The sequence below is a fragment of the Arthrobacter ipis genome (genome assembly GCF_014694315.1).
In the GTDB taxonomy this organism is placed as follows: Bacteria; Actinomycetota; Actinomycetes; order Actinomycetales; family Micrococcaceae; genus Arthrobacter; species Arthrobacter ipis.
The window spans coordinates 759,585-779,954 of sequence record NZ_JAAOXD010000003.1; the positions used below are offsets into that span (position 1 = coordinate 759,585).

17 protein-coding genes are annotated in these 20,370 nt (G+C 65.5%); 14 read left to right on the forward strand and 3 right to left on the reverse strand.

The features are described 5' to 3' along the window. Positions 1-11: 11 nt before the first annotated feature. The 6 genes from G9E11_RS21480 to G9E11_RS10605 all read left to right on the forward strand — a co-directional run bounded on the left by G9E11_RS21480 (position 12) and on the right by G9E11_RS10605 (position 10,329). On the forward strand, positions 12-383 hold the full coding sequence (locus G9E11_RS21480) for a DUF3311 domain-containing protein (protein ID WP_311764342.1): 372 nt from the start codon (positions 12-14) through the stop codon (positions 381-383). Continuing rightward, positions 380-2,056, forward strand: coding sequence for a monocarboxylate uptake permease MctP (gene mctP, locus G9E11_RS10585; RefSeq protein ID WP_190605396.1), 1,677 nt, complete (start codon positions 380-382; stop codon positions 2,054-2,056). The genes G9E11_RS21480 and mctP overlap by 4 nt, the downstream gene beginning before the upstream one ends. Positions 2,057-2,075: 19 nt before the next feature. Then, positions 2,076-3,194 (forward strand): aminotransferase class V-fold PLP-dependent enzyme, encoded by a 1,119-nt coding sequence (locus G9E11_RS10590; RefSeq protein WP_190605398.1) that lies wholly within the window; start codon positions 2,076-2,078, stop codon positions 3,192-3,194. Between the two features lie 357 nt (positions 3,195-3,551). Continuing rightward, positions 3,552-6,707: an efflux RND transporter permease subunit gene (locus G9E11_RS10595; RefSeq protein ID WP_246468848.1), complete on the forward strand. Its 3,156-nt coding sequence runs from the start codon at positions 3,552-3,554 to the stop codon at positions 6,705-6,707. Between the two features lie 15 nt (positions 6,708-6,722). Beyond that, positions 6,723-7,178 carry an efflux RND transporter periplasmic adaptor subunit gene (locus tag G9E11_RS10600; protein ID WP_194717999.1) on the forward strand — a complete coding sequence of 152 codons (456 nt, stop codon included), beginning with the start codon at positions 6,723-6,725 and terminating at the stop codon, positions 7,176-7,178. A gap of 1 nt (position 7,179) precedes the next feature. After that, positions 7,180-10,329 (forward strand): efflux RND transporter permease subunit, encoded by a 3,150-nt coding sequence (locus G9E11_RS10605; RefSeq protein ID WP_190605400.1) that lies wholly within the window; start codon positions 7,180-7,182, stop codon positions 10,327-10,329. Positions 10,330-10,359: 30 nt separating this feature from the next. On the opposite strand, the gene G9E11_RS10610 is transcribed toward G9E11_RS10605, so the two are convergent. Beyond that, positions 10,360-10,815, reverse strand: coding sequence for an SRPBCC family protein (locus G9E11_RS10610; protein WP_190605402.1), 456 nt, complete (start codon positions 10,813-10,815; stop codon positions 10,360-10,362). A gap of 237 nt (positions 10,816-11,052) precedes the next feature. On the opposite strand from G9E11_RS10610, the gene G9E11_RS10615 reads away from it, so the two are divergent. The 4 genes from G9E11_RS10615 to G9E11_RS10630 all read left to right on the forward strand — a co-directional run bounded on the left by G9E11_RS10615 (position 11,053) and on the right by G9E11_RS10630 (position 16,064). Further along, entirely contained in the window at positions 11,053-11,970 is a 918-nt protein-coding gene (locus G9E11_RS10615; protein WP_190605404.1) for a LysR family transcriptional regulator, read from the forward strand. 136 nt (positions 11,971-12,106) lie between these two features. Beyond that, entirely contained in the window at positions 12,107-13,204 is a 1,098-nt protein-coding gene (locus G9E11_RS10620; protein WP_190605406.1) for a tartrate dehydrogenase, read from the forward strand. Between the two features lie 210 nt (positions 13,205-13,414). Continuing rightward, positions 13,415-14,899 (forward strand): C4-dicarboxylate transporter DctA, encoded by a 1,485-nt coding sequence (gene dctA / locus G9E11_RS10625; RefSeq protein WP_190605408.1) that lies wholly within the window; start codon positions 13,415-13,417, stop codon positions 14,897-14,899. A gap of 1 nt (position 14,900) precedes the next feature. Then, the gene (locus tag G9E11_RS10630; protein ID WP_190605409.1) at positions 14,901-16,064 is read left to right on the forward strand and encodes a glycerate kinase; all 1,164 of its coding nucleotides are present in this window, start codon (positions 14,901-14,903) and stop codon (positions 16,062-16,064) included. 85 nt (positions 16,065-16,149) lie between these two features. On the opposite strand, the gene G9E11_RS10635 is transcribed toward G9E11_RS10630, so the two are convergent. Both G9E11_RS10635 and G9E11_RS10640 read right to left on the reverse strand, forming a co-directional pair. Continuing rightward, complete coding sequence (locus G9E11_RS10635; protein ID WP_190605411.1) at positions 16,150-16,341, reverse strand: hypothetical protein; 192 nt, start codon at positions 16,339-16,341, stop codon at positions 16,150-16,152. Positions 16,342-16,481: 140 nt separating this feature from the next. Further along, a complete protein-coding gene (locus tag G9E11_RS10640; RefSeq protein ID WP_190605413.1) occupies positions 16,482-16,946 on the reverse strand; it encodes a GatB/YqeY domain-containing protein in 465 nt (154 codons plus the stop codon). Positions 16,947-17,137: 191 nt separating this feature from the next. On the opposite strand from G9E11_RS10640, the gene G9E11_RS10645 reads away from it, so the two are divergent. The 4 genes from G9E11_RS10645 to G9E11_RS10660 are packed head-to-tail and all read left to right on the forward strand — an operon-like array spanning position 17,138 to position 20,365. Continuing rightward, a complete protein-coding gene (locus G9E11_RS10645; RefSeq protein WP_190243154.1) occupies positions 17,138-17,296 on the forward strand; it encodes a hypothetical protein in 159 nt (52 codons plus the stop codon). A gap of 38 nt (positions 17,297-17,334) precedes the next feature. Then, positions 17,335-18,099 carry a M50 family metallopeptidase gene (locus G9E11_RS10650; RefSeq protein ID WP_190605415.1) on the forward strand — a complete coding sequence of 255 codons (765 nt, stop codon included), beginning with the start codon at positions 17,335-17,337 and terminating at the stop codon, positions 18,097-18,099. 9 nt (positions 18,100-18,108) lie between these two features. Then, positions 18,109-19,245: a glutathione S-transferase family protein gene (locus G9E11_RS10655; protein ID WP_190605417.1), complete on the forward strand. Its 1,137-nt coding sequence runs from the start codon at positions 18,109-18,111 to the stop codon at positions 19,243-19,245. Positions 19,246-19,270: 25 nt separating this feature from the next. After that, positions 19,271-20,365, forward strand: a complete 1,095-nt coding sequence (locus G9E11_RS10660) for an FUSC family protein (protein ID WP_190605419.1) — start codon at positions 19,271-19,273, stop codon at positions 20,363-20,365. Positions 20,366-20,370: the final 5 nt, after the last annotated feature.

The following is a 20,370-nucleotide window of genomic DNA, read 5'->3' on the forward strand; positions in this document are numbered from 1 at the left end:
GAGGTCGTGGGGTGTCCCATCAAGATGGTCCTGGCCCGAGGCAGCGCCCCATCCCAGGGGTTCCCCCGGGGAGTGGACAGCCGACCCGCAGCACTGCAACCCGCGGCCCGGCGCGGCGGGGGCGGTATGTCATCGCTGGCGTACTGCTTTCCGCTGCGATCCTGCTCCCGCTCATGCCGCAGACTTATTCCTTTAACGCGCCGACCTTGGGCGGCATGCCGTTCTTCTACTGGTACCAGCTGCTATGGGTTCCCATTTCCGCTGCCTTGAGCGGCGTGGCGTACTGGCTCGTGAACACGGAGGACCGACGACGGCGGGCAGCGGCCCGAGCGGGCACTACCGGGCTCGACGGTGAAGCAGCGGTCGGAGATGAACGGCCATGAACGGGCGCGAAATTAACTGGGTCGCCCTCATGATCGTGGTGCTGCTCTTCGTCGTCGTTGCCGTCATGGGCTTCCTGGCCGCCCGGTGGCGCAGGTCGGCGGAGACCGAGGGCCTGCACAGCCTCGACGAGTGGGGGCTGGGCGGACGAGGCTTCGGGACATGGATCACGTGGTTCCTGCTGGGCGGTGACCTCTACACCGCCTACACGTTCGTTGCCGTTCCCGCCGCGATGTGGGCCACGGGGGCCGTCAGCGGCTTCTTCGCGGTGCCGTACACGATCGTCCTCTACCCGATCATCTTCATCATCATGAGCCGGCTCTGGTCCGTGTCCCACCGGCACGGCTACGTCACCTCGGCGGACTTCGTGGGCGGCCGCTACGGGAGCCGCTGGCTGTCCCTTGCCGTCGCCGTCACCGGCATTGTGGCAACCATGCCGTACATCGCCCTCCAGCTCGTGGGCATCAAGGCTGTCCTCACCGTCCTCGGCCTGGGCAGCGCTGAAAATGTGCTGCTGACGGACCTGCCGCTGATTCTGGCGTTCGTCGTGCTGGCCGCGTACACCTACACCTCGGGGCTGCGGGCACCGGCGATGATCGCCGTTGTCAAGGACCTGCTCATCTATCTCGCAGTGATCGTCGCGGTTATCTACCTGCCGATCAAGTTCGGCGGGTGGGACGCGATCTTCGGGGCGGCGAAAACGAAGCTGGACACCGTTAACGAAGCGACCGGGAAGCCCTCTGGGGTGTTCATCCCGTCGGGCGCCAATTACTCGGCCTACTGGACGCTGGCGCTCGGATCGGCCATGGCACTGTTCATGTACCCGCACTCCATCACCGGCGTGCTCGCGTCCAAGGCACGCAACACCATCCGGCGCAACGCCGCGATTCTGCCGCTCTACTCCCTCATGCTCGGATTCCTCGCGCTGCTGGGCTTCGTGGCCATCAAGGCCGGCACCAAGCCGATCGACCTGAACGGGGCGGTCAACCCCCAGCTCGTGGTGCCGCAGCTGTTCCTGGACCACTTCCCTGCCTGGTTTGCGGGGGTGGCCCTGGCCGCCATCGCCATCGGGGCGCTGGTACCGGCAGCCATCATGTCCATTGCGGCGGCCAACATGTTTACGCGCAATATCTACCGGGACTTCCTCCGGCCCGACGTGGATCCAAAGACCGAGGCGAAGGTGTCCAAGATTGTCTCGCTCGTGGTGAAGGTCGGTGCGCTGATTTTCGTCATCGCCATGGACCAGTCCGCGGCCATCAACATGCAGCTGCTGGGCGGCATCTGGATTCTGCAGACGTTCCCCGCTGTCGTCGCAGGCCTCTATACGCGGTGGTTCGACCGCTGGGCACTGCTGGTTGGATGGGCGGTGGGAATCGCCTTTGGCACCGCCTCGGCTTACAACGTCATCAATCCCGTCACGCACGCACACTTTGGTGGCTCCATTGCTCCCCTCCCGGGGACCGACTTCACCGTGTATATCGCCGTGTCGGCCTTCGTGCTCAACCTGCTTGTCGCCGTCGTGCTGACCCTGGTGCTGAGGGCACTGAAGGTGCCCCGGGGAGAAGACAAGACACGCCCGTCTGACTATGGCGCTGATGAAACGGACCCGAAGGTTGCCGAGATCGAACGGACCCAGCGTTTCGTGGAACCGGGAGGACCGTCACCCGTGGCTTAGATGAAGGACGGCCCATGCCATGAACGTCAGCGACATCCGAGGGCTTTTCCCCGGGCTCGAAGACACCATCTACCTGAACACCGCCACCATGTGCGTCGGCTGCGCACCTGCCAGGGAAGCATACGAACTGGCTGCCGGGCGCTGGTCCGCCGGGCGGTTCGACTGGATGGAGGCCGAGCAGGCCGGTGAGCATGCCCGCGGCATGTTCGCGGAGATCATTGGAGCCACGGCGGCAGACATCGCCATCGTCCCGGCCGTCAGCACTGCGGCGGGGATTGTGGCCGCCAATTTTCCACCCGCCAGGCGCGGCGAGAACATCGTGGTGGCTGAGAACGAATTCGCCTCGAACTACTACCCGTGGCTCTTGCTGAGGGAGCGTGGCTACGACGTGCGGGCCGTCGCTGCAGACGGGGATGTGGTGTCGGCCGAAGCCCTCGGCCGGGTGGCCGACGGCGGAACCCGCCTGATCGCTGTCAGCGCCGTTCATCCCGTCACCGGATTCCGGGCAAATCTGGGGGCGATCAGCCGCATCGCGGCCGGCTCAGGAGCCTGGTTTTTCGTTGACGCCTGCCAGGCGGCCGGTGCCGTTCCCCTTGACGTGGCGCGCGACGGCGTGGATTTCCTGGCCACAGCCAGTCACAAATTCCTTCTCGGGTCGCGGGGCATGGGTTATCTCTACGTCCGCCCCGGGCTGCTCGACCGCCTTCAACCCATCGTGCCGGGCTGGAAGGCCGCCCGCCTGCCGTTCGAAAGCTTCCTTGGCCCGGACATGGACCTGTCGCCGACGGCGTCGAAGCTGGACGCTTCATTGGCGTGGTTTCCGGCGATGGCCGACGAAGCGGGGCTCGCTGTCCTTCGCCGGTTCGGTATGGGCGCGGTCCTGGAGCGGAACGCACGGCTGGCGCTCCGCCTGCAGAACGCGCTGCAAGCGGCAGGCGTCAGCTTCCGGTCCTTCCCCGCAGAACACCGCTCCACCATCATTTCCGTTCCGGTGAGCGCCCCGGACGAGGTCATGTCCCGGCTGCGCGGTGCGAACGCGGTTGTGTCCCTCCGCGCCGGCAGGATCCGGCTGGCGACCCATTTCTATAATCTCGAGGAAGAGCTGGTTCGGGTCGCAGAGCTCATTGCGGGCCGTTGAGCGAGCCAATGCGTCCGTATGTCGGCGGACTGTGGGCGCATAAGCTTGACCTGCCGAAAATAGGTTGCCTGAAGCATTGACTTGGCCACCCGCGAGGGTCAGCATACTGCTAGACGTTTGGGGGGCGCGAAGGCAGTAGCAATGGAGCCGCGCCGTGAACATCTGTTTGGCAGTTGAGACTTTCTTCCCCGGTCACCTCAGAGAAGATCTGGCCGTGAATCCGCACGCCAGGCCCACCGAAGCGCAAACAATTGCTGAACGCCCCGGTGAACACCGACATCGCCGGCGGCCCGGCCGCACCCGCCAATTTGCGTTGCCCGTGAAGTCAGCGGGGACGACGTTGGCGGTGAACAGGCCATGATGGGCGCCATTCTCGGCTGGGTTCTGCAGTTCCGGATCCTTGTCCTGGTTGTGGCGGCTGGCGTCCTCGGGTATGGCTTCACCGCTCTGCCCTCCATGCCGGTGGACGCCTTCCCCGAGTTCGCACCGCCGCAGGTCGAAATACAGACCGAGGCCCTGGGGCTCTCTGCCGCTGAAGTCGAACAGCTCATCACCTCACCCATGGAGGCCGACCTGCTTAATGGTGTGGCATGGGTGGAGGCGATCCGTTCCAAGTCGCTTCCCGGCCTGTCATCGGTCCAGCTGGTCTTCCAGCCGGGTACGGACATGTTCCGGGCACGCCAGCTCGTCGCTGAGCGCCTGACCCAGGCCAGGGCGCTGCCCAACGTGTCGGCAGCACCCGTGCTCATGCAACCACTGTCCTCCACGAGCCGGGTGATGATGGTCAGGCTCACATCCAAGGACATGTCCCCCATCGACATGTCCGTGCTGGCGCGGTGGACCATGAAGCCCGCGCTCCTGGCCGTTCCCGGTGTGGCGAATATCTCCATCTGGGGCCAGCGTGACCAGCAGCTGCAGGTGCTTGTGGACCCCAGGCAGCTGCAAGCCAAGGGCGTGACACTGGACCAGGTCATCAGGACCACCGGCAACTCTGTGTGGGTGTCCCCGTTGAGCTACCTTGAGGCCTCAACGCCGGGCACGGGCGGGTTCCTGGAGACGGGACATCAGCGGCTGGGCGTCCAGCACGTCCTTCCCATCACCACGCCCGAGGACCTCGGAAAAGTCAGCGTCCAGGGCAGCACCGACAAATTGCTCCTGGGGGACATCGCACAGGTCCAGACTGATCATCAGCCGTTGATCGGTGATGCGCAGCCTGGCCAGGACGCTGAGCTGTTGCTGGTGATTGAAAAATTCCCCGAGACAAACACCGCGGACGTCACCAAGGGGCTCGACGAGACCATGCGCGAGCTCCAGGCCGGGCTACCCGGCGTGGCGGTCGACACCACCGTGTACCGGCAGGAGTCGTTCGTAGAGCAGGAAATGGGCACCCTTGGTGTCGCGCTGCTTGTCACGCTGCTGCTGGTGGCGGCGGCGTTCGGAGTGGTCTTCCGGTCCTGGCGCAGTGCACTGATCACCCTGATCACCTTACCGCTCTCCCTCATGGCTGCGGCCCTGCTGCTCACCCTGCGCGGGGCCGGGCTGAACACTATGGTCTTCGCAGGCATGATCCTCGCCCTGAGCGTCATCATCGGGGATGTTGCGGAAGACCTGAACTGCGCCGCCAGGGCCTACCGGACATCCAAGGCAACCGACGTCGGAGATTCGAGGATCGCCCTGCTGGCGGCTGCGTTACGGCCTGTCCGCACTTCCCTGTTCTACGCGCTGCTGATCATGGCGCTGAGCGTGCTCCCCATGCTCTTTGTCCCTGGCGAAAACGGCGCCATGTTCGGGCCTCTGGTAATTGCATATCTGCTCGCCCTGGCGGTTGCCATGGTCGTGGCGCTCACAGTGACAGCGGCCCTGGTGTTCTTGCTGCCGCCGGCATCAGCGGCCCCGGGCCGCGAGCGCCAGGCCATGCAGCGCCTCCGTATCCGGTATGGGCGGACGCTGTCCCGCCGGCCCGGCAGGCCCGCGTTGGTCTTTGCCGCCGCGGCGGTCATGGCGCTCGCCGCCCTGGCGCTGGCGCCGCAGCTGGTCCCCAACCACCCTGTGGTGCCGGTGCTGGCAGACAACACGCTGGTGGTCCAGTGGAGTGCCGCGCCTGGCACCTCGGACCAGGAAATGGTCCGGATCACGGATACTGCGGCCCGCGAACTGCGGGCGGTGCAGGGCGTCTCCAATGTGGCCGCCGAGGTCGGGCGCGCCATTACGTCCGACCATGTGGGAGACATCAGTTCCGGGGAGCTGTGGGTGGGCGTGGCAAAGGATGCCTCGTACGCCAGCACCCTTGAGGACGTACAAAGGGTCGTGGCCGGGTATCCGGGGCTGAGCGCAACGGTCTCCACGTACCCGCAGCAGAAAATCGACCAGATCCGGGAAGCTGCCGATTCCGGATTCGGCGTCCGGGTCTACGGCGTGGACATGGCCATCCTCCGGGCAAAGGCGGAGGAAGTGCGGCAGGTTCTCGCGCACACGGCCGGTGTGGTGAATCCCCGCGTCGATGCCCCCGTCGAACAGCCGACCGTCCAGGTCAAGGTGGACCTGGCGAAGGCACAGAAGGCGGGCGTCATACCCGGCGATGTCCGGCGTGCGGCCGCTGCGCTGCTGCAGGGCATCGAAGTGGGTAACGTCTACGAGCAGCAGAAGGTCTTCTCAGTGGTGGTCAAGGGAACTCCCGCCACCCGGAACAGCCTCACCAGCGTCCGTGAGCTGCTGATCGACACCCCTAAAGGCGGGCATGTGCGTCTTGGCGACGTCGCCGAGGTCAGTATCGTTCCAAACGATGCTGTCATTGTTCATGACGACACGTCGCGGCGCGTCGATGTAAAGGCGGATATCCAGGGCCGCGGGCTGACAGATGTGCAGCAGGACATCGAAAGGGGTCTGCAGCAGATCCAGTTCCCGGTGGCCTACCACGCGGAGATCCTCACACAGTTTGGCCAGCTGCAGTCCGCCTTCCAGTGGCTGTGGCTGCTGGCAGCCGTAGCTGCTTTCGGCATTCTGGTGCTGCTGCAGACGGCGCTGGGCGGCTGGCGGCTTGCAGCTGCCGTTTTCGTTGGCCTGATCGCTTGCCTGTCGGGTGGAGTCTTTGCCGCCCTGGCCGACGGCGGGGCGAACTACCTGACGGCGTTTGTCGCGTTCTCGGCCGTCCTGGGCATCGCTGTCCGCAGCTGTCTGCTGCTCGCCGGCGAGGTCAGGAACCTCCGCACCAGGCAAAGCGAAGCCACGGGACCCGCCCTGGTTATCCGCGCCGCACGAGACAGGCTCAAGCCAACCCTCGCCTCCGTGGTGACTACCGCCGTCGCCCTGATTCCGCTCGTGCTTCTGGGCGGTATCACAGGCACCGAGGTCCTCCAGCCGATCGCCATTATCATCTGGGGCGGCCTGCTGACGACCACCCTTTTCGTGCTGTTCGTGCTTCCCGCAATCCTGCTCCGCTTCGAAGGCAGCCAGGCAGGGACACGAACAGCAACGACACATGCCGAAGTCACCGAAGCCCGGACGGGCGCCTGAAAGCCGGGATGCATCATGACAACGACCTCGCCGCGGATGCGCGGCCTGATGGTTCTTATCGTCCTGGGTCTCCTCACACCCGCATTGCCGGCCTGCAGCCAGCACTCGACGGAGACTGCGTCCGCCGGCGACGCTGCGGCGAGCCTTGAAGAGGTGCCCGGGACCGACCTGAAGCGCATCACACTGAACGAACACGCCGCCAGGAACATCGGCCTTGAGACGTCGACGACCAAACTGGATGCCAAGAGCGGGAAACTCACCGTGCCCTACCTGGCGGTCCTCTACGACAGCGAAGGAAAAACCTGGGTCTATACGATTGCTGGCCCGCAGGTCTACGTCCGCCGGTCCATCACGGTGGAGCGGATCGACGGCGAACAGGCCACGTTGAGCGACGGTCCGGCCCCGGGCACGACTGTGGTGACCCTGGGGGCCGAGGAGCTATTCGGCGCTGAGCTGGATGTGGCGAGCTGACATGCGGTGGATAGTAGGAGTCAGCCTCAGGTTCAGGACGATAGTTGTCGCCCTCGCCTGCGTGGTGATGCTGCTGGGATCCGTCCAGCTCAGTAGGGCATCCTTGGATGTTTTTCCGGAGTTCGCGCCCCCGCAGGTCGAGATCCAGACTGCGTGCCTGGGGCTAACGGCCCAGGAAGTGGAGGAACTCGTTTCCGTGCCGATCGAGGCGTCCATTTCCGGAATGCCGGGCCTGGATGAGCTGAGGTCAAAATCAGTTCCCCAGCTGTCCTCGATCATCCTGATCTTCAAACAGGGCACTGACCTGCTCAACGCGCGGCAGCAGGTATCCGAACGGATGGCCGCCGTGACGGCGGCCCTGCCCACGTGGGCCGCTCCCCCGGTGATGCTGCAACCGCTGTCCTCGACCAGCCGCGTCATGAAAATCGGCATGACGTCGTCCAGCCGGTCCATGATCGAGATGTCCATGCTTTCGTACTGGACCATCCGGGCCCGCCTGTTGCGGGTCCCCGGCGTGGCCAACGTGGCCATCTGGGGCGAGAGGCTCCAGATGCTGCAGGTCCAGGTTCAGCCGGAGCAGCTCAAAGCCAAGAATGTCTCGCTCAACCAGGTCATGGAAGTAACGGCCGGGGCTGTGGACGCAGGCCTGCTCCAGTACTCACCCGGAAAATTCATCGGTACCGGCGGCTTCGTCGGCAGCCCGAACCAGCAGATGAGCATCCGCCACGTCCAGCCCATCACCAGCCCTGCGGACCTGGCCCGTGTCACCATCCGCGAAGACCACGGCACCGCACTGCACCTGGGCGACGTTGCGCGGGTGGTCGAGGACCATCAGCCGCTGATTGGTGATGCCGTCATCAACAACGGCCATGGGCTGATGCTTATTGTCGAGAAGCTCCCCTGGGGCAACACGCTCGAGGTGACGAAGGGCGTTGAGGAAGCCCTTCACCAACTGCAGCCGGGCATGAGCGGCATCACCTTCGACACCACCATCTTCCGTCCGGCGAGCTTCATCGAGGAGGCCATTTCCAACCTGAGCCTTGCCCTCCTCCTGGGCTGCCTGCTGGTGGTCATGATCCTCAGCGCGTTCCTGTTCCAGTGGCGGACAGCACTCATCAGCCTGATCGCCATTCCGCTCTCCCTCCTCACCGCCATCATGGTGCTGTACTTAACCGGTGGATCGGTCAACACCATGATCCTGGCCGGGCTGGTCATTGCGGTGGGGGTCGTCGTCGACGACGCAATCATCGACGTCGAAAACATCATGCGCCGCTTGCGCCAGCACCGCAGCCGCGGCGGCGGCGAATCGACGGCCTCTGTGGTGCTTAAGGCCTCCCTGGAAATGCGGAGCCCCATCGTTTATGCCACCTTGATCATCGTGGTGGCTGCCCTTCCCATCTTCTTCCTGGACGGGCTGACGGGAGTGTTCTTCAGGCCGCTCGCCGTGTCCTACACACTGGCCGTCCTGGCATCAATGCTCGTGGCCCTGACGGTAACGCCGGCACTTGCCCTGATCCTGCTGGCCAGGGCAAAGCTGGAGCAACGCGATCCACCGCTGGTCCGGGTGCTCAAGCGCGGGTACCACGCGGTCCTGTCCCGCATCATGAACCGGCCGCGCTATGGCTACGTCGGGTTCGGGGCTCTCGCGCTGGTCGGCCTGGCGATCGCCCCGCTGCTTGGGCAGTCCTTGTTTCCCACGTTCAAGGAACGCGACTTCCTGATGCACTGGGTGTCGGAACCCGGCACGTCGGCGGCAGAGGAATACCGCATTGCCCAGCGGGGTTGCGCGGCGTTCCTCAAGGTACCCGGCGTCCTCAATTGCGGAACGCACATCGGCCAGGCCTTCCAGGCTGACGAGATCGTTGGCGTCAACGCCGGCGAACACTGGATCAGCATCGACCGCCACGCCGACTACGAGAAGACAGTCGCAGCCGTCCAGGAAGTCGTGGACGGATACCCGGGCCTTCACCGCGACGTGCAGACCTATCTGAAGGAAAGGATCGAAGAGGTCCTGACAGGTGCTAGCGAACCAATTCTCGTCCGCGTCTACGGCGACGACCTTGACGTGCTGCGCGAGCAGGCCCAGAGGGTCAAGCAAGTCCTCAGTGAAATAGACGGGACCGACGATCCACACATCTCCCTTGAAGTCGAGGTCCCGCAGATCGCGGTAAAGGTGAACCTGGCCGCGGCGGAGAAGTATGGCCTCAAGCCCGGAGACGTGCGGCGCGCTGCTGCGACACTCGTGGCCGGGGAAGAGGTGGGCGACGTCTTCCGGGATGGAATAGCCTACGACGTCCAGGTCTGGAGTACACCGGAAACCCGGGCAAGCGTCACCACTATCCAGGACCTGCCCATCGATACGCCAAGCGGGAAGCGCGTGCGCCTCTCCGACGTCGCCGCCGTCAGCGTTCAGGCCACCCCGAACCTCATCGACCGCACGAACGGTTCCCGCAGGGTCGAGGTGGGATCCTTTATCGACTCCGGAGCGGACCTTGGCCGGGTTGTCACACAGCTGCAGGAACGCCTGGAGTCCCTCAACCTGCCCGCCGGCTACAGCGTCCAGCTATTGGGCGAATACACGGAACGGCAGGCAGCCACTGATCGACTCATGATTTTCGCGGTTGCTGCGCTGATTCTGATCCTCGTGCTCCTCCAGGCGTCCTTCCGCAGCTGGCGGCTGGCCGTCCTGGCCCTCCTGACGCTGCCCATCGCGCTCGTAGGAGGGGTCCTGGCCGCGTACTTCACCGGCGGGGTACTGTCACTGGGTTCGCTCGTGGGGTTCCTGACCGTCATGGGAATCGCGGCCCGGAACGGCATCCTGCTCATCAGCCACTGCCAGCATCTGGAAAGGATCGAGGGGGTTCCGTTCAGCGGGTCACTCGTCCTGCGGGGCGCCGGTGAACGGCTTTCCCCGATCCTCATGACCACCCTTGCCACCGGGCTTGCCCTAGTGCCACTGGTCTTCATGGGGGATGTGCCGGGGCATGAGATCGAGTACCCGATGGCCGTGGTCATCCTCGGCGGACTCCTGACCTCCACGCTGCTCAACCTGTTTATTGTGCCGTCGCTCTACCTTCGGTTCGCCCAGTCGAGGAAGTCCCGCAAGGCGGCGGAACAGGAGCTCGCCCTGCAGAAACTCCCAGTTCAGTAGGCAGGGTCCCTTTGCTTGACCGCCGGAGCATCATTCAGCCCGTACTCCGGCGGTCAGGTGCTGGTTGCGCGTCTCAATGAGTTTCCGGAGATAGCGCGCCAGGACGAGTTTTTCCGCCAGGCGTCCCAAAAGCCCGAACGGCGCCGCGAAGTCGATCCGGTCCACCATGACAGTTCCGGCCGGGACCTCACTGAATTCATGGACGTGGCGAAAGCGAAGGAACGGCCCCCGGACCTGTTCATCGACGAAGTAGTGAGGTGCCTGCATCTCCGTAATCCGGCTCGTCATGCGTATCGGCAGCCCGAAGTGCCAGGCGCGCCAAGTGACCTCCTGCCCCAAGGCGATCAGCCCCGACGTGACGCCTCCAACGGCTTGCTCCCGGGAACGGGCCATCGAGTCCTTGTGGGCGTCTATGCTCCGGGAGAGGTCGAACAGCTCGGTCATCCCGATGGTTGTCCGCGAGGTGCATTCGAAGGTGACGGCCATGCTCAGAGTATGCCAACAGTTTCACCGGCGCGTTGAACCGGGCCAAACTGGACCAGCTCCTTGCCAGCGCACCGGCCACCGGCCTTGTCCTGGCCGACTCCGTACTTGTCGGCGGCCAGTCCATCACGTCCGCGGCCGCTGATAGGCGTAAGCTATCAGAGCCCCGGCAGGCCTCCGCCACGAAGGGGCGGGGCCGGGTCCGGGCCAAACAGCAGAGCGGACCGGGAAGGAGCTGGCGTGGACACCCGGAAGCTGAAGTATTTCCTGGCGGTGGTTGACCACGACGGATTCAACCGCGCGGCTGAGCACCTGCTCATTGCGCAGCCGTCCCTGTCCCAGACCATCGCCAGCCTGGAGAAGGACCTGGGCGTGCCGCTGTTCCACCGCATCGGGCGCCGGGCTGTCCTCAGCGAGGCCGGAAAGGAACTGGTGGGCCCCGCCCGGCTGGTGATGCGGGACTTGGACGCTGCCCAGTCCGCCGTGCAGGCGCTCCGCGGCCTGCGGAGCGGGCGCCTGGACATCATCACCATGCCCTCCCCCGGCATCGAGCCGCTGACCTCCATGACCGCCGAGTTCACCAGGCTGCACCCGGAGGTCCGCCTCAACGTCAGCGCCGCCTTCACTCCGGAGGAGGTTGTCGAGTCGGTCCGCAGCGGCAGCACCGAAATTGGCTTGGCCGGTTCCTCCAGTCCCATCCGGGTCCCGGGAGTCAACGTCCTGGACCTGGAACGCCAGCCGCTCATCCTCATCGTCAACCCCCAGGCGGACACGTTCACCGCCGGGAGCACCATCCAGCGGGAGGACCTGGACGGGCACCGGCTGATCGCCAGCCAGCGCGGATCACTGATGCGGTGGCTCGTGGACGACGCCCTTGCCCATGGCGTCAAAGCTGAAATCGTCGTCGAAGTCGCGCACCGGACCTCGATTCTGCCCTTGGTGCTGGCGGGCGTCGGACACGCCGTCATGCCATCATCCTGGGCGCCGACGGCGCACAAGGCTGGACTGCGCACCGTTCAGATCGAGCCCGTTTTCCACCTGGACGTGGCCATCCTGAGCCGGAAGGACGGCCTGACACCCGCTGCCCGTGCATTTCTGAAAGTTGCTGAGCTGCACGTGGTCAAGGAACCAGACGCCGACCAGTCGCTGGAAGGATAGGCAGAACCTATCTGCCGTATCGAAACTAAGTCTTGGACGCGAATAGCCGCCGGGCCGTCTACTTGAAGAGGAAGAAAACAGTGTGACCCCGCTAACAGGACCACGCTGCCATCAAACTCAACGAGGAGGTAGGCACATGAGCGCCACCCAGAAATTCAGCATCGCTTCAATCCCCGCAGACGGCGTCGGCAAGGAAGTCGTCTCCGCCGGCCGCCGCGTCCTCGACGCCCTGGCAGAGAACTCCGGCGGCAAGTTCGCCTTCGACTGGACCGAGTTCCCCTGGGGCTGCGGCTACTACGAAAAGACCGGCCAGATGATGGACCCCAACGGCCTGGATGCCCTGAAGGACTTTGACGCCATCTACTTCGGCGCCGTCGGCTGGGAGAACGTCCCGGACCACATCAGCCTGTGGGGCCTGCGCCTGAACATCACCCAGAACTTCGACCAGTGGGCCAACATCCGCCCGGTCAAGTTCCTCCCCGGCGTCGAGTCCCCGCTCCGGAAGGCGGACAACACCGAACTCGACTGGATCGTTGTCCGCGAGAACAGCGAAGGCGAGTACGCGGGCCTCGGCGGCCGGAACCTCAGCGGCCGCGGCCCCGGCAACGAAGTGGCCCTGCAGACCGCACTGTTCACCGAGAAGGGCTGCGAACGCATCATGCGCTTCGCCTTCGACCTGGCGCGCACCCGCACTGTGAAGAAGGTTTCCTCGGTCACCAAGTCCAACGCCCAGCAGTACGGCATGGTCCTCTGGGATGAAGTCTTCAACCGCGTGGCCCTGGACTACCCGGACGTGCAGACCGAGAGCGTCCTGGTCGACGCCATGAGCGCGAAGTTCATCCTCAAGCCCGAGGACCTCTCCGTCGTCGTGGCCTCGAACCTGAACGCCGACATCCTGTCGGACCTGGGCTCGGCACTGGCCGGCAGCCTGGGCCTGGCCGCCAGCGCCAACCTGAACCCGGAACGCCGCTTCCCGTCCATGTTCGAACCGGTCCACGGCTCCGCCCCGGACATCGCCGGCAAGGGCATCAGCAACCCGATCGGTGCGATCGCCAGCGCCGCCCTGATGCTGGACCACTTCGGCCTGCACGAGGAAGCCCGCAAGGTGGAGGCCGCCATCGAGCAGACCACCGGCGCCGGGTACCTGACCCGCGACATCGGCGGCGAAGCCAACACCGAAGACGTCACCGAGGCCATCATCAAGGCCCTGACCAGCACCCTGGCAACCGTCTAGCCGGCTGACTTAAACGGACGACGGCGGCCAGCCGGCCGCCCGCGGAGGTCCCTTCCCGACACTCGCAGGCTCGTGTTGGGACCCCGCGGAGGTCCCTTCCCAACGCTCGCAGGCTCGCGTCGGGGCCCTCGGGACGCCGCTTACGCCGCTTACGCCGCTGAGCTATCCCCCTAACTTTCTCCAAAGACGTTCCACAATGAGGTAGGAATCATGGACCACATCACCACCGCCGGTCAGGCAGCGCCTGCCCGCAAAACCCGCTGGTACAGGCAGCTGTACTTCTGGGTACTGACCGCCATTCTCATCGGCATCCTGGTCGGCTGGCTCGCGCCGTCCACAGGCATTGCCATGGAGCCCATCGGCACTACCTTCGTGAACTCGATGAAGATGCTCATAGGCCCCATCGTGTTCCTCACGATCGTGGGCGGCATCGCCAGCGTCGCGGACCTGAAGAAGGTCGGCACGACGGGCCTGAAGGCCCTGACCTACTTCCAGATCGGAACCATCTGCGCCATGGTCTTTGGCCTGGTGGCCATCAACGTCTTCCGCCTCGGTGACGGCGTCAACGCCGACGCGTCCACCATCAAAACCTCCGAGTCCGCCGCGAAGCTCATCGACGCCGGCGCCCACCAGGAATGGTGGCAGTTCCTCACCCACATCATCCCCAACAGCATCGTGGGCCCGTTCGTTGAGGGCGACATCCTGCAGATCATCTTCATCGCCGTCGTCTTCGGCATCGCCCTGAACGCCATGGGCAAGGTCGGAGCCCCCGTCCTGGACGGCGTGCAGCGCCTGACCGCGGTGATGTTCAAGATCCTCAGCTTCATCATGAAGGCCGCTCCGCTGGGTGCATTCGGCGCCATGGCCTTCGCTGTCGGTAAGTACGGCGTGTCCTCGCTGACCAGCATGGGCGGACTCATCGCCCTCTTCTACGCCACGTCCATCCTGTTCATCGTGGTGGTCCTCGGCTCCGTCATGGCGTTCCTGAAGCTGAACATCTTCACGATGATCCGGCACCTCAAAGAGGAATACATGCTCATCCTGGGCACCTCCACCGCCGAACCGGCCCTCCCCGGCCTGATGCGCAAGCTCGAGCACGCCGGCGTGAAGAAGGAAACCGTCGGCCTCGTCGTGCCCACCGGCTACAGTTTCAACCTCGACGGCGCCGCCATCTACCTCTCCCTGGCAGCCCTCTACATCGCCCAGGCCACCAACACGGACCTGACCATCGGCCAGCAGCTTGGCCTGCTCGCCGTCATGCTGCTCACCTCCAAGGGCGCAGCAGGCGTCGCCGGCGGCGGCTTCATCGCCCTGACCGCCACCCTGACCACCATCGGCACCATCCCGGCCGCCGGCATCATGCTCATCTTCGGCATCGACAAGTTCATGTCCGAATGCCGCGCCATCGTGAACTTCACCGGCAACGCCGTCGCCACGCTCTTCATCGCTTGGTGGGACCGCACCCTCGACGCCGACCGCGCACGCCGCGTCTTCGCCGGAGAAACCGTCGAACCGATGCCCGCAGAGGACCCCGTGCACGTCGACGACGTCACTGACATCGACGACGACCTGACCGAATACGGCCACCACGACCCCAAGCACCACGCATCCGGGGATCCGGCACCCAAGCATGCTGCCGACGTCGAACTTTCACCGTCTGCTGACCGCCGCCCCGCCTACTCGGAAAACGTCTAACATGACCAGCACCACCGCCCCGAAAACCGTCCGGACCCTCATCGCCCCCGACAAGTTTAAAGGCAGCCTCACCGCGGCCGAGGTCGCGCAGGCGCTGGCCGCGGGGCTGCGCTCCGCAGCTGATGTGCCCGGCACGGCCGGAGCGGTGCAGTGCGAGCTGCTTCCCCTGGCCGACGGCGGCGACGGCAGCGTCGACGCCGCCGTCGCCGCCGGCTTCACCCGCCGCAGCTACACCGTGGCCGGCCCCACCGGCCAGCCGGTCCAGTCCAGCATCGCTTTCGACGGCGACACGGCAGTGGTCGAGGTGGCCAACACCTGCGGACTGGCACTGCTTCCGGAAGGGCAGCAGCTGGAGCCGCTGAACGCCTCCAGCCGCGGCTTCGGCGAAGCCGTCCTGTTCGCCCTCAGCCTTCGTCCTGCAAGGATCGTCCTGGCACTGGGCGGAAGCGCCAGCACCGACGGCGGCATGGGAATGCTCACCGCCCTGGGCTACAGCTTCCTCGACGCCAACGGGCGGCAGCTGGACGGCAACGGCAGGACCCTGGGCCAGATCCACTCCATCCACCGCGCAGTTCTGCCGGAACTCGCTGATACAGAGCTCATCGTGGCCAGCGATGTGCACAATCCGCTGCTCGGTCCCACCGGCGCCCCCGCCGTCTTCGGACCGCAGAAAGGCGCCGGGTCCACGGAGATCGCGGCCCTCGACGCCGGCCTGGCGCACCTCGTGGCCAGGCTGTCAGAGGCAGGCATCCCCGACGCCGCGGCCCTGGCAGGGCACGAAGGTGCCGGAAGCGCAGGCGGACTGGGCTACGCCTGCCTGCTGCTCGGGGCAAGGCAGGTGTCAGGTGCCGATTACTTCCTTGACCTGCTGGACTTCGACACCCGCAAGGACAGTTGCGACGTCGTCATCACCGGCGAGGGCAGCATCGACGAACAGACGCTGGCCGGCAAGCTTCCCGCCGCGGTCGCCCGCCGCTCGGGCGGCCGCCCGATCATCGCAGTGGCCGGACGGTCACTGCTCCCGCAGGAGCGCTGGTCCGAGATGTCGTTGAACCGGGTGTACACGCTGGCGGAGTACACGGACAGGGACTCCTCCAAAGACCCCAAACTTTCCGCCGCGCTGCTGCACCGGATCGGACAGGACATAGCAGCGGGACTTCGGTAGCAAAGCACTTGCCATCCGGCCTCCTGAAGTATGGCCGCAGGCAGAAGGAAAGGCCCCGCAGCGGCGGGGCCTTTCTTTGCTGTGCCTACGCGTTCTCGCGGATGCGGTCACGGTCAGCGGTTTCCTCCAGCCGGGCGAGGTAGGCCCACATCCTGCTTTCCTCTGCCTGCACCTGGGGCTCGGGGGTCTCGGCCGGCCTTGCTTCCGGGCGTCCCTCGGCCTCCTTGGCCGCTTCCTTCCTGTAATTCCGCCATCCTTCACACGATGAGTAGCACATCACCGACCTCCTAACAGTTGGTGTACTTTTATCGTCCTCCCATTGCCGGGCAGTGTCGATCGCCGTCCAGTGCCGATTGGCAGGCAGTGTCCATCGCCGGGCAGTGTCGATAACTTGAAGGTCCCCCCGCCCCACCCGGCTCAGGTCAGCCGCTGGCGGACGATATCGCTCACGGCCTTGCCGTCGAAGCGGCCTGCCACCCGGGCCGTCACCGGCTTCATCACCGCGCCCATGTGCCGTACGGACAGCTCCGTGCCGTCCGCCCGCAAACCGTCGATGACCTCGTCCACGATGCCCTCCACCTGGGCGGCGGTGAGGGCCTTCGGCAGGTACGCCTCAATAACCTCCGCTTCGGCGACTTCCGCGGCGGCCCGCTCCATTTCCCCCGCTTCGGTGTAGATGCGGGCGGTGTCGCGCCGTTTCGCCGCCTCCTTTTGCAGCAATGCCGTCACCTGCGAGTCGTCGAGCTCCACTGGCGTCTTGCCGGACTTCTCGCGGGTCTCGATCTCGCCCAGGACGCTGCGCACGGTGCCCAGGGCTACCTTGTTGTGCTCCTTCAGATGTGCAACGACGTCCCCGTGCAGGCGTTCCTTCAGCGTGGCCATGACTTCCTTCTCTCGACAGGGGTGTGTACCTCAATCGTGGACCCGCTGGCCTGTAGCGACCAGCACACAGCGCTGCCCAGGACCCCGCACCGTGCAGAAACCCGCACTGCAAGGGACGGGTACCGCCCAGGATCGGGTGTTGCCGCGTGTCCTTCTCCGCTGCCGGCGGTCTTCGCACATATGTTCTATGTATGGAAGAGGAACATCCCGGTGAACTTGCCGGGCAGATGTCTATCAATGAGCTCCTTATCGCGATGGGCGAAGCCCCCGTGGAAAGCATGCTGCATCTGGTGGTCCCTGATGACGCCTCATCGTTGATGGAGGATCCGCCGACCCTGCCCGGGCTGTGAGCGGGTCCAAAGCCAATGCCCCTGTAGCCTTGATTCCTATGATTTATGTGCAAGTCCCCGGCCCGTCCCTGCCCGAACAATGGTGGGACCGGGTGGCTGCCGGATTCACCCAGACGGCTGTTCCCGCGGTCTCCGTCACTGAGCTCCTGGCGGTTGTGCTCATCGCGGCGGCGCTGTCCGTCCCCAATGTCACATGGCGATATTTCGGCCTGCTCGCCACGGTGACCCATGAACTGGGGCACGCTTTTGCTGCCCTGACCAGCGGCCAGCGTTTGGGCGGCATCCGGCTGCACCTGAATCACGGCGGCACCACCACGTCCTATACCCGTGGGCGCGCCGCCGCCATATGGTCAGGTTTTTGGGGCTATCCCGTTCCAGGCGTTACCGGCGCCTCGCTGGTATGGGCGGGCTTCAGCGGCTGGGGCCCGGCCGCCATGTCTGCCGGACTGCTGATCCTGCTGGCGTCGCTGATCTTCATCCGCAACGCCGCCGGCGTGCTCATCCTCCTTGGGGCGGTGGCGGCGGTGGCGGCCATGATCATCAATGTGCCCGCCGCGTTCACCGGCCACGTGGCCATCATCCTGGGCGTGGCCCTTCTCGTTGCCGCCGTCCGGGACCTGCTGAAGCTGACCAATGTGCACCTCCGCCGCCGCGACCAGCTGCGGTCCTCCGACGCCTACATCCTCTACCGCGCCACAGCAGTGCCCTCCGGCGTCTGGATCGCCCTCTTCTCCCTGGTGGTGGCGGCCTGCTGGCTGGTTGCCTGGCAGCCGATGTCGCGGGTCTTTGGAGCGGCAACATAGTCTGGAGCCATGAGTGAGAAGACCAGCACAGTCGAAGCACACGGCAAGGGACGCCACGCGGGGGAACCGCAAGGCACCGAATTTCACAGCGCCGAGCCCCACAGCCGAGAACCACACAGCACCAAGGGCGCGTACGTCACCGGCGGCGAGTTCAACCGGGACACCAACTACATCGAGGACCGGATCACCCGGGACGGCACGCCCGGCCCGAACGGTGAACCAGGCTGGCCCGTGGAACCGGGGCGCTACCGGCTGATTGCCGCGCGGGCATGCCCGTGGGCCAACCGCACCGTCATCGTCCGCAGGCTCCTGGGGCTCGAGGACGTCATCAGCCTGGGCCAGCCCGGCCCCACCCACGACGCCCGGTCCTGGACCTTTGACCTGGACGCCGACGGCAAGGACCCCGTGCTGGGCATCGAGCGGCTGCAGGAAGCCTACTTCCGCCGGTTCCCGGACTACCCCCGCGGCATCACCGTTCCCGCTGTGGTGGACGTTGCCAGCGGCGCGGTGGTGACCAACAACTACCCCCAGATCACGCTGGACTTCTCCACGGAATGGACCGACTTCCACCGCCCGGGTGCGCCGCAGCTGTACCCGGAGCACCTGCGCGGGGAAATCGACAGTGTTAACAAGCGCGTTTTCACTGAGGTCAACAACGGTGTTTACAGGTGCGGTTTCGCCGGGTCCCAGGAGGCCTACGATGCTGCCTACACCCGGCTGTGGCACGCGATGGACTGGCTCGAGGAACGGCTCGCCGGCCAGCGATACCTGGTGGGCGACTCCATCACAGAGGCGGACGTCCGGCTCTTCACCACCCTCGCGCGCTTCGATGCCGTCTACAACGGCCACTTCAAGTGCAACCGGAACAAGCTCAGCGAAATGCCCGCGCTGTGGGGTTATGCCCGGGACCTGTTTCAGTCGCCCGGCTTCGGTGACACCATCGACTTCGTGCAGATAAAGCAGCACTACTGCATAGTGCACGAGGACATTAATCCCACCCAGATCGTCCCCGCCGGCCCCGAGCTGTCCGGGTGGCTGACCGCCCACGGGCGGGAGTCCCTGGGAGGAAGCCCCTTCGGCCAAGGCACTCCGCCGGGACCGGTGAAGGCCGGCGAGGAAGTGGCCGCCGGCCACGGAGCCGCCTAGCGGCGCGGCCATGGCTGGAAAAAAGATGGCACAAGATATCCTGCCGCGCAGGGTCTGGCGGTCAGTGTCCACCAGGGTTGCCCGCGCCCTGGCTGCACCGCGCGTTCAACTCGCTGCAAAGGCAGGTCTTGCGGCGGGCATCGCGTTCTGGGTGGCGCCCTTCATGCCCGGGGCCGCCGCCCACTACGCATACTACGCCCCGCTCGGCGCCCTGGTGGTGATGTACGAGAACGTGGCCGGTTCGATGCGTCAGGGTCTCCAGACCCTTGTGGGGCTGGGTGCGGGCATCGCCCTGGCATTTCTCCTGCTCAGTTTTGGCGCCACGCCGCTCAGCGTGGGTTTTGTCATGGCACTGGGCATCCTGCTGGCCGGGCTGCCGCGCCTGGCCGCTGGCCGTGACTGGATTCCGACGGCGGCCCTGCTGGTGCTGCTGGTGGGCCGACAGAACCCGGACGATTTTTCCTTCGGCTACCTGCTCCAGATGGGCGTGGGCGTCGCCGTCGGCATCGCCGTCAACCTGCTGGTGTTTCCCCCGCTGCACTTCAACGCTGCAGCACTCAGCCTCGCGGAGTTCCGCCTCTCGCTGGCCCGCCAGCTGCAGGACATGGCAGAGGCGATGCACGAAAAATGGCCGCCCGAACACGAGGACTGGTCGCGCCGCTCCGAAGATCTGGCCCAGTCAGCCCGCTCGGTCCGGGCAGCGGTCCAGAAGGCTGACGCCAGCCGGGAGGCCAACCCGCGCCGTCGGTTCCATCCCCGGGACGTGGACAAGGACTACCGCACCGTCCGCCAGCTGGAGCAGATCACCTTCCACATCCAGGACATGACCGAAGTACTCGCCGACGTCATCTGGAACGAAGACATGCCCTTCACCATCCCGCTGCCCCACAGCGAACCGCTCGCGGAGGCCATCGCCGCGGTGGGCGAGGTGCTCAGGTCGGCGGAGGAGGACGACGACGACCGGCAGGCAGAGCTCTACCAGGCAGCTCGCTCGGCGGTCGCCGCACTCGAGGACCGCACCGCCTCCGAGGACAGTGAGGCCGGCACTCCGAGCGCCGCAGGATCAATCCTCTTGAGCCTGCACCGCATCCTGCGCGTGGCTAACCCGAGCAGCAGGTAGCCCCC